4 protein-coding genes are annotated in these 9412 nt (G+C 27.5%); 2 read left to right on the top strand and 2 right to left on the bottom strand.

The annotated features are described in order from the left end of the window. Positions 1–117: 117 nt before the first annotated feature. On the bottom strand, positions 118–6612 hold the full coding sequence (locus tag ACH2BC_RS02885; protein ID WP_395052481.1) for a carboxypeptidase-like regulatory domain-containing protein: 6495 nt from the start codon (positions 6610–6612) through the stop codon (positions 118–120). A 129-nt stretch (positions 6613–6741) separates the two neighbouring features. Here ACH2BC_RS02885 and ACH2BC_RS02880 point away from each other — a divergent pair, with 129 nt between their 5' ends. Both ACH2BC_RS02880 and murC read left to right on the top strand, forming a co-directional pair. Then, the gene (locus ACH2BC_RS02880) at positions 6742–7422 is read left to right on the top strand and encodes a tetratricopeptide repeat protein (protein ID WP_395052480.1); all 681 of its coding nucleotides are present in this window, start codon (positions 6742–6744) and stop codon (positions 7420–7422) included. A 69-nt stretch (positions 7423–7491) separates the two neighbouring features. Next, positions 7492–8847, top strand: a complete 1356-nt coding sequence (gene murC, locus ACH2BC_RS02875; protein ID WP_395052479.1) for a UDP-N-acetylmuramate--L-alanine ligase — start codon at positions 7492–7494, stop codon at positions 8845–8847. Between the two features lie 252 nt (positions 8848–9099). Here the strand turns inward: murC and ACH2BC_RS02870 are convergent. Continuing rightward, positions 9100–9412 (bottom strand): DUF1287 domain-containing protein (locus ACH2BC_RS02870; RefSeq protein ID WP_395052478.1); only part of this gene is annotated, 313 nt, incomplete at its 5' end.

Here is a 9412-nt window from a genome sequence, read left to right as displayed (position 1 = left end):
CAAGCAAGCGATACACAAACACTACGAGTGATAAAAAGATAGTTGTAACAACTTTAATAATGATAAAACCTCCTCAAGTAATTGAGGAGGTTTTTTTAGTTATAAATAAATCAAAATTTATTCACTAATTTTTATTTTACTAGAATCAGAATGAGCACTAAACTCTGGAGCATACATACTTTGTAAAGTTGCAATTCCGTTATTAAAATTTCCTAAATTATTTATTCTCACATCATATTCTAGTACATAAGTTCCTTTTTTAATAATATCAAAAAAGAAATGGGTTGCTACATCTTTTGTACTCATGTAATAACTTAAACTTTGCCATTTGTATCCAGATAATACATCAACTGGTTCAAAACAAGAAGCTCTTAAATCTTTTAAATGAACAAATTCTAAATCGTTTTCAGTTTTTATAATTAGTCTAACAGTTAGTAAATCGCCTAGTTTTAATTTTTCATTTGCAATTTCAACCAATTTTTCTCCTTCTGTAGTTTTTACCTTTTTAAACAGTTCTTTAGAAATCATTAAATCTGTAGTAGTATTGCTTTTTACATTTTCTAATTCTTCAAAATACTGCCAATAAATACCGCCATAACCTGGAATATCCGATTTATTTTCTATCGAAATACTTGCCATTTCTTTAGTTATTTCGTCTTCTTTCCAATTCATTTTTATGTAACCAGTTGCAGCTTCTTTATCTTTTTCGGTCAATTTTTTTGATAAAATTTTCTCACTTCCAATTTTAAATTTAGTGTTGTCTTTTATCGAAGTCCAATCTGTTCCTTCAAGCATCAAGGCATAGATTGCTTCGGTTGTTGATTTAGTTGTAGACCAATTATTAGCTTGTTTATTTTTTATCAACCAAACTTTCATTTCATTAATTGTTTTTTTATCATTATCAATTTCAGAAAAAGCTTCTATTAATAAAGCTTGAGTTTCTACTTGAGATTGATACCAGTAATAACTATTTTTATTTTCTATCCAATACATTCCATCAGTAACATTGTGTGATGCATTTTCTTTAAAACTATTAACAATTTTTTTAGCAAAATCAACTTCATTAAATCGATTTAAAATTAAAGCCAGCATCGCCTTTTGATACAATGAATACTCTAGCCAATTTTTCTTTACAACTTCCAATTGCACTTTTATTAAAGATTCTAATTCTGATGATAAAGGAAATTTCTTTAAATAAAAACTACGAGTATATAAATATTGAAAATCGTTATATCCATAATACATTTTTTTCTCTTCTCTTAGTTTCGAAATTTCTAAAAATTGTCTATCAAGATTCGGAATTCCTTTGCTAATTATTGCATCATATTTAGCTTCCGATTTTGGAAACATTTTATTTAAATGACCAATTCCAGAAAGAATGTGCTGACTTATAAATACATTTTCATTTCCGCCATCAAACCAAGGAAATCCACCATTAGGAAGTATTTTTTGTTCTAATTTTTTCAAAGTTTTATCAGTAGATTCTTTAAGCGTATTCAAATCCATCAATATAGCAAGCTGTTTGTTTCTAGCATTTTCATTCGATTCAAAAAACCATGGAGTTTCTGCAAGTAAAATAGATTTTAATTCAGCATTCATTTCTAATTTAGATTTTACATTACCTTCTTTTCGCCAAGATTCAAATAAATCTGCAATTTTTGGACTACTATTTATAATTTCTGTTGCAGTACAATTAGAATAATATCTGGCAAAGGTTTGTTCGGCACATTCGTGTTCATATTCCATCAGATAAGGCAATGATTGAATAGCAAACCAAACCGGATTGGAAGTATATTCTAATGTAAACAAATGATTTTTAAGAATTGATGAAGTATTATTTTTTAAATTATCAAAAATAACTTCCTTTTTAGTATTTTCTCTAACCCAAAGCGGAATACTTTCTGTAATTAAAATTTTATTGCTTAAAACAGGTAAAATATTTTCTTCACCATCGGTAAAACTGCCACTTTTTGCTACAATTTTGTATTGTAAACCTTGCAAACCTTCTGGAATTGTAATGGTCCAATTTACAGGCACACTTTCTTTAGGTTTGCAAATAAAGTTTCTAGAATTCTTGGTGTTTAAGGTTATTGCATCAATAGTTTTCATGGTTGTTACATCATATAAAAGTAACATTGCCACACCAGATTTACCTTCGTTAGTCATATTTATAACCTTGGCAGAAATTACAATAGTATCTTTTTCTCTAACAAATCTTGGCATATTTGGCATAATCATAACTTCTTTTTGAGCTATAATTTCCGATTGAAAATAACCAACTTCAGCTTTTTTATTGTGTGCAAATAAGCGTAATTTCCATTTGGTTAACGATTCTGGAGTTGTAAAACTAAAAGAAATTTTTCCATCTGTATCCGTTTTTAAATTTGGATAAAAGAAAGCCGTTTCATTAAAATTAGTTCTAGTTTTTACTTTAGCAACATCTTGAAATAGTTTTTTTGTTGATACAATTATAACTCCATTTACACCTTGCGATCCATATAATGCTTCACCTTGAGCGCCTTTTATAACACTTACTTCTACAATGTCTTCAGGTGCAAATGTTGCTAAAGTTTCTGCTGATGAAATTTCTCCATCAATAACAATTAATGCTTCATTATTTCCTGTAGAAGATCTGTTTCCTCTTAAAATAATTTTATAACCTTTTTCATCATTATCAGAAATCGTTAATCCAGAAACTTTACCAGCAAGTGATTGAATTATATTTAAATTAGTTTCTTGAAATACTGCTGCACTTGAATTTATAGTATAATTACTTGTAATAGATGCAAATTCCTTTTTTATTCCCATACTCATAACTAAAACTTCATTTAGTTCTCGAGAATCATTTTTCAATACAATAGTAAACTTTCTAGAATTTGTTAGTTTTACTTCTTCATTTTGTAATCCAATAAAACTTATAACCAAAGTTTCATTCGATGCTGCTTCAATCGCAAAGTTCCCATCAACATCGGTTTGAGTGCCACGATTTGTTCCTTTCACAATAACATTTGCACCAGGAATTGGTCCACTAACATCACTTACAACTCCATAAACATATTTTGCATTTTGAGGAATTTTAGAAATCTTAGTTATTTCATTTAAGTATTCTTTTTTTGTATATTCATTATTTGGATTTGAAAAATTAAATCCAAACCATTTTAAAATTGTACTTCTAGAAAATTGAGAATAATATTTTCTATAAAAAGTAAAATTATCAATAGTTGTTCTAGAATTAGACTGGTTAGAAAAACTAGGATAAGAAATGTTGTCATATCCATAATCACTAAAGTACACATTCTCCCAATCTCTTTGGCTAAATTGGTCTAGCGAACTGTCATACATACTTGCTAAAATTTCAGCTTCAAGCTTATTGTCCAAAACTTTAAACGACCAGTTTTCTGTACTTCCTGGTTCAATTTTATTGCGCATACTTATTGCTTCCAACAGAATTTTTTTCTCTAAAATTTCTTTTCTAATAACTTCTGTTTTAGTTACAACTTGATTATCCCAAACGGATAAAAAGTAAAAAGTTACATTTTCTTTAGCAGTTTTTGAGTTTTTGGAAACCAATTTTCCAATGCCATCTACAAGTTGAATTTGAGAAAAATTAGTTAAATTGTTTCCATTATACGTTCTAGTATTTATAAACAAATCTTTTATTTGAGAGCGAATTTCGATTTCTGTAACATCACTATTGGGTTTTGAAATATTTATTACAGTAAATAAGCTTCCTATATCATCGGGATTTTTAATAGATAAAGTCGTAAAACTATCTTCTGTTTGTATTTTATTATTTTTAGAATCTAATGCTCTAGCAATTACTTTGTATTGCCCAAGTTTTAATGTTTTTAAAAAATCTAAATTAATTTGGTTACTTTCTTTAGTATCAAATTTTATAGTTTTTATTGCAATTTGTTTTACATCAGTATCAGTTTCATCATAAGGTTCGTTTGGGAATAATTTTTCAAATTCTTCTCTAGAAATACTTTTAATTTCTGGAACTTCAAATTGTCTTTGTTTTAAAAATTGCTTTCTTTCTAAGTAAATAATTTCAATTTCTCCTTTGCTATCTATCGGAAAATTATTAAGTGTTGTACTTACAATTGTTAAACTATTATCATTGTCAATATCTAGATTTCTATTCATTTTAATGTCTAGTTGCAACATTTTTTCACCAACATAAACACGTTGTGAAGCAGTTTTAGTTTCTCCACCAGAATCGGTTACAGTTATGTCTATATAAAAATTAATACTAGAAATAGAATCTTTAGAAATTTGAGCTTCTTCTGTAGTAAATTGAATTTTAAAATCGCCATTTCCATCAGTTGTAATTTCGTTTTGAATATAATTTGAGTTATTGTCGCTACTATCATTTTTTAAATAAATATTTTTAGAAATATCATAAGCAACTTTGGCATTACTAAGATTGCTTCCTGCAAGAGTTTTAGCATTTCCTGTAATGGTAATAACATCGCCAACAGTAAAATTTTCTTTAATTTTATTAAAAGTTACTTCAAATGTTGGACGTTTATAATCTTCAACATTAAAAGTAAAATCGTTATAATCATTATAATCTACATTGTCCCAAAATTTATGTTCGTCTTCTTTTTTATTATAATATTCTTTATCATTTTCAATATTATCTGGTTCTTCAATTGTAAGCATAAATTCTCCTGTTAAACCATTTTTAGGAATATCAAACTCACCAGAAATAGAACCAAATTCATTAGTTTTTGCATCCAATTCTTTTAAAGTAGTTCCATTTACATCTTCAATTTCTATGTGAACTGTAAGGTTAGGAACGATACTTTTTACACCATCTTTATTTTGAACCATAACCGCTTTATAAAACATTTTTTGTCCTGGTCTGTAAATTGCTCTATCAAAGAAAACCATTGCTTTGGCTTGATAATTATCGTATTCATCATCATTAGTATCATTGCTATCATAAATAAAAGTTCTGTTGTAATTATCTAATAAGGTGTCATTTTCTTTTATAAAAACTAACTGATTATCATATTTTTTTTCTACATAGCTTGGAATATATTTTTCCTTTGGAATTGCTATTTTTCCACTTGCATTACTCAAATAAGATTTTTTATTATTTATAACTTTTAATCCTTCTATTGGCTTTCCGGTTTTTCTATCCAATACAAACAACACATCATCTTTAGCTTCAGTATCAGAAATTGGTAAAATAGAAGTAACCGTAATTTTTTCATAAGTAAAAGCTAATTTTTCACCTTCATTATTTTGAGTTTCTATTAATAATAAATAATTTCCAACGTTTAATTTTTCTAACAAAATTTCTGTAGAATAATCAAAATGATCTGTTTTTTCAGGAAGTTTTCTAGTATATTTTTGAAAATAAAAATGTTTAGAAATATAATTTAATACAATAGAATCTTGAATATTAGATTGATTGTAATAGTTCTCGATATTAAAATTAGTTGGAATTTTATAGCATTTAATTACAATAGAATCTACGTTTTTATAGTTTACTAAAGCACGAATTGTTTCATTTGGATAAATAGTTTTCTTTAAATTTATAGACAATTTTTTACTTAAAATATTAATTTTTAAGTTGTTTGCTTCTGCCATCGCAGTCGGATTGACATCTGTTTTTAAAATAGAATCCGTTAGTGCAATTGCTTTGTCATAATAAGAAATTTCATTTTTTTGAGTTCTTTCAGAATAATGTAAAACACGTTTCGCTTTTAATTGTTGTGTCAAATAAATATTGGTTGATTGTTTTTCTAATTTTTCAATAGCAGTGTAATAGAGTTCAGATTTTCCATATATACCATTAATAAAATTAAAGCGTTGCAAAACTGCAATTCCCAAACGATCATCTTTTTTTTGCAGATATTGTTTTTCATTTTCCTGAAATAATGTGATTATGTTTTTTAAATTTTTGTCTTCAATTTCTTTGCAATTAAAAGTTTGAAATGTAGCTGCATCTTGAAACAAAATTAATTGTAAGTTATTATTTCTAACAGAATAGTTGTTTACCTTATTTTGAAAATGACTTATATATTTTTCTGAAACATAATCATATAAAGATATTTTTTCAGAATCTGAATTTGGAGAAATTGTAAAAATTGCATCATATTCTTTAATCTTTACTTCACGAAGCTTGTCACTGTTTTCAATAGAATTTTGGTATGCTAAATCAATTTCATCTTGAAAATCTTTCACAGTCCAAGTAGCATAATCTTTAGATTTTTGATTTTGTAAATTGGTGCGATTATTAATTTGATAATGCTCTGCATCTAAATAATTTTGAAGTAAATTGGCATAAATAGTGTTTAAAAGAGCTTTGTTAGGTTTAGAACTTGATTTAATTTTATCTTTTAAATCATTTAAAATGTCTCCTTTAACATTTTCTTCAAATACTTGTTTGAATTTTGAGATATAAAAAAAGCACTTAATAATTTGAGCATCATTATCTTTACGATTGGCTTTTTTATAAATTTCTAAAACAGCTTTATTGGCAGATTCTGTTTTTCCGTTAAGTTCATATTGAATAACTTCCTTCCAATCTGATTCGTAATTTTGAGAGAAAGTTGTAGTATAAATAAACAATAATAAAAGTAGTATACTATTTTTCATAAAATGTAGTTTCATATATAGAGTATGATTTTTATAGAAAGGTTGGAAAGTAAATTATTTTTTTACAATTATATAGTTTTTTTACTTCAACTGCATTCATTTTCTTATTTTTGAACTTTATTATAACTGATGAAATTAATTTATATTTTAGTTGCACTTTTTTCTGTTTCAGTTTCAGCACAATCTGATTATGAAAAAGCAGAGAAATTATTCAATCAAAAAAAACTTCCAGAAGCTAAAGAACTTTGTGAATCTCATTTAAAAATGCATCCAAAAGATTATAAAACTATAGAAATGCTTGGCGATATTGCTGGTCAACAAAAAAAATGGACAGAAGCAATTAAGCACTATAAAATTTTGAAATTAGCATTTCCTAAAACAGCTAATTATCACTATAAATATGGTGGTGCACTTGGTATGAAAGCCAAAACGGTTAATAAATTTAAAGCAATGGGAATGCTAGACGAAATTGAAAGTTCGTTTTTAACAGCATCTAAACTAGATTTAAAACATGTAGATTCACGTTGGGCATTGGTAGTTTACTATTTAGAAATACCAGGAATTCTTGGCGGAAGCGAAACAAAATCTCAAAAATATGCCAACGAACTTTTAGCAATTTCTCCAGTTGATGGTTACCTTGCCAATGGTTATATTGCAGAATATTTTAAACGATATAAAGTTGCCGAAAAGCAATATCTAAAAGCCAATGAAGTTGGAAAATCTAAAGTTACTTATCAAAAATTGTATGATTTATATAAAAATAAATTAAATCAGCCAGAAAAAGCAGCATTGTATAAAAAAGAAATATAAAATAATTTGGTTGTTAATTATGGTTTTTAATCTTCCATCTTCTAACTTCTATCTTCCAACTTAAATTAAATGAGAACACATTTCATAGCCATTGGTGGCGCAGCAATGCACAACTTAGCACTAGCATTACACAACAAAGGATACAAAGTTACTGGTAGCGATGATGCTATTTTTGAACCATCAAAATCTAGATTGGAAAAAAAAGGATTGCTTCCAGAAGAATTAGGATGGTTTCCAGAAAAAATAACTACAGATTTAGAAGCAATAATTCTTGGAATGCACGCCAAAGAAGACAATCCAGAATTGCTAAAAGCTAAAGAATTGGGATTGAAAATATATTCTTATCCAGAATTTTTATACGAACAATCTAAAAATAAAACTAGAGTTGTAATTGGTGGTTCACACGGAAAAACAACAATAACTTCTATGATTTTGCACGTTATGCATTACCATAATATAGAAGTAGATTATATGGTTGGCGCACAATTAGAAGGTTTTGAAACAATGGTTCATCTTACAGAAACCAATGATTTTATTGTTCTTGAAGGCGACGAATATTTATCATCACCAATTGATAGACGACCAAAATTTCATTTGTATCAACCCAATATTGCTTTGCTTTCTGGAATTGCTTGGGATCATATTAATGTGTTTCCAACATTTGAAAATTATGTTGAGCAGTTTGAAATATTTGTAAATCAAATTACAAAAGGTGGAATTTTAGTATATAATGATGAAGACGAAACTGTTAAAAAAGTAGCCGAAGAAACTACAAATACCATCAGAAGATTACCATATACAACACCAAAATATACAGTTGAAGATGGAATAACGCTTTTAGAAACACCAGAAGGAGCAATGCCAATTGAAGTTTTTGGAGCACATAATTTAAATAATCTTGCTGGAGCAAAATGGATTTGCCAAAATATGGGAGTTGACGAAGCCGATTTCTATGAAGCAATTGCCAATTTTAAAGGTGCAAGTAAACGACTAGAAAAAATTGCCGAAGGAAACGGAAAAGTAGCTTATAAAGATTTTGCACATTCGCCAAGTAAAGTTTCTGCTACAACACAAGCAGTTAAAAATCAATATCCAAATAGAAAATTAATTGCTTGTCTAGAATTGCATACGTACAGCAGTTTGAATGCTGAATTTTTAAAAGAATATGAAGGTTCACTTGATGCTGCAGATGTTGCAGTTGTTTTTTATTCGCCAGATGCTGTAAAAATTAAGCAACTAGAAGAAGTTTCTTATGAGCAAATTGCGCAATCTTTTAAACGCAATGATTTAATTATTTATACCAATCCAACCGATTTTAAAGAATATTTATTTAATCAAAATTTTGATAATTCAGCTTTGTTATTGATGAGTTCTGGAAATTATGGTGGATTGAATTTTGATGAAGTTAAAGAGTTGATGAAGTAGAAAAGTTATCCATGTTTGTCTTTTCGACACAGGAGAAATCACATAATCAAATTCAAATTATGATTTTTTTACAAATAATAGAATTTTTAAATTTTTTTGATTCAAAAAATTTATTACGAGAAAAATGGAAGATATTTAATGATATAAATGAATATAAAGGTGAAAGAATTATGGCTTTTTTTTCATTTTTAATACTATTCCTTTTTTATTTGTTTTTGATTGTTATAGTTTGTTTTATGATTTATAAAAGTCTCACTTCCCAAACTTAAAATGCCCAACAATTTTATAATTAAACAAACAATCTTCAAGAACTTGTCCGCCACCAACATTATGAACTAGCAATGGTCGTTTACCATCAGAAGATTTTTTATTGGTTACAATTCCAATGTGTGGCAATTTATTTCCAATCATCCAAGTAACAATTTCTCCAGTTTTATAATCGGAAGCATTTTTAGAAATTGTTAATTTTGTTCCTTTTCGTTCAAAGAAAACTTCAAGATTAGGAACTCGTCTATGATCGATATTAGTATCTGTTTTCTTCAATTTCCAAATTTTTGGATAGTTC

It is taken from the genome of Flavobacterium sp. (genome assembly GCF_043760115.1).
Taxonomy (GTDB): domain Bacteria; phylum Bacteroidota; class Bacteroidia; order Flavobacteriales; family Flavobacteriaceae; genus Flavobacterium.
The sequence above is the reverse complement of the archived record's forward strand: the minus strand, read 5'-3'. Positions and strand labels throughout refer to the sequence as shown.

Excerpts from the sequence above, each read along its gene's own strand:
- ACH2BC_RS02880 (WP_395052480.1), top strand. The coding sequence starts at position 6,742 with ATGAAATTAATTTATATTTTAGTTGCACTTTTTTCTGTTTCAGTTTCA.
- ACH2BC_RS02885 (WP_395052481.1), bottom strand. The coding sequence starts at position 6,612 with ATGAAAAATAGTATACTACTTTTATTATTGTTTATTTATACTACAACT.
- murC (WP_395052479.1), top strand. The coding sequence starts at position 7,492 with ATGAGAACACATTTCATAGCCATTGGTGGCGCAGCAATGCACAACTTA.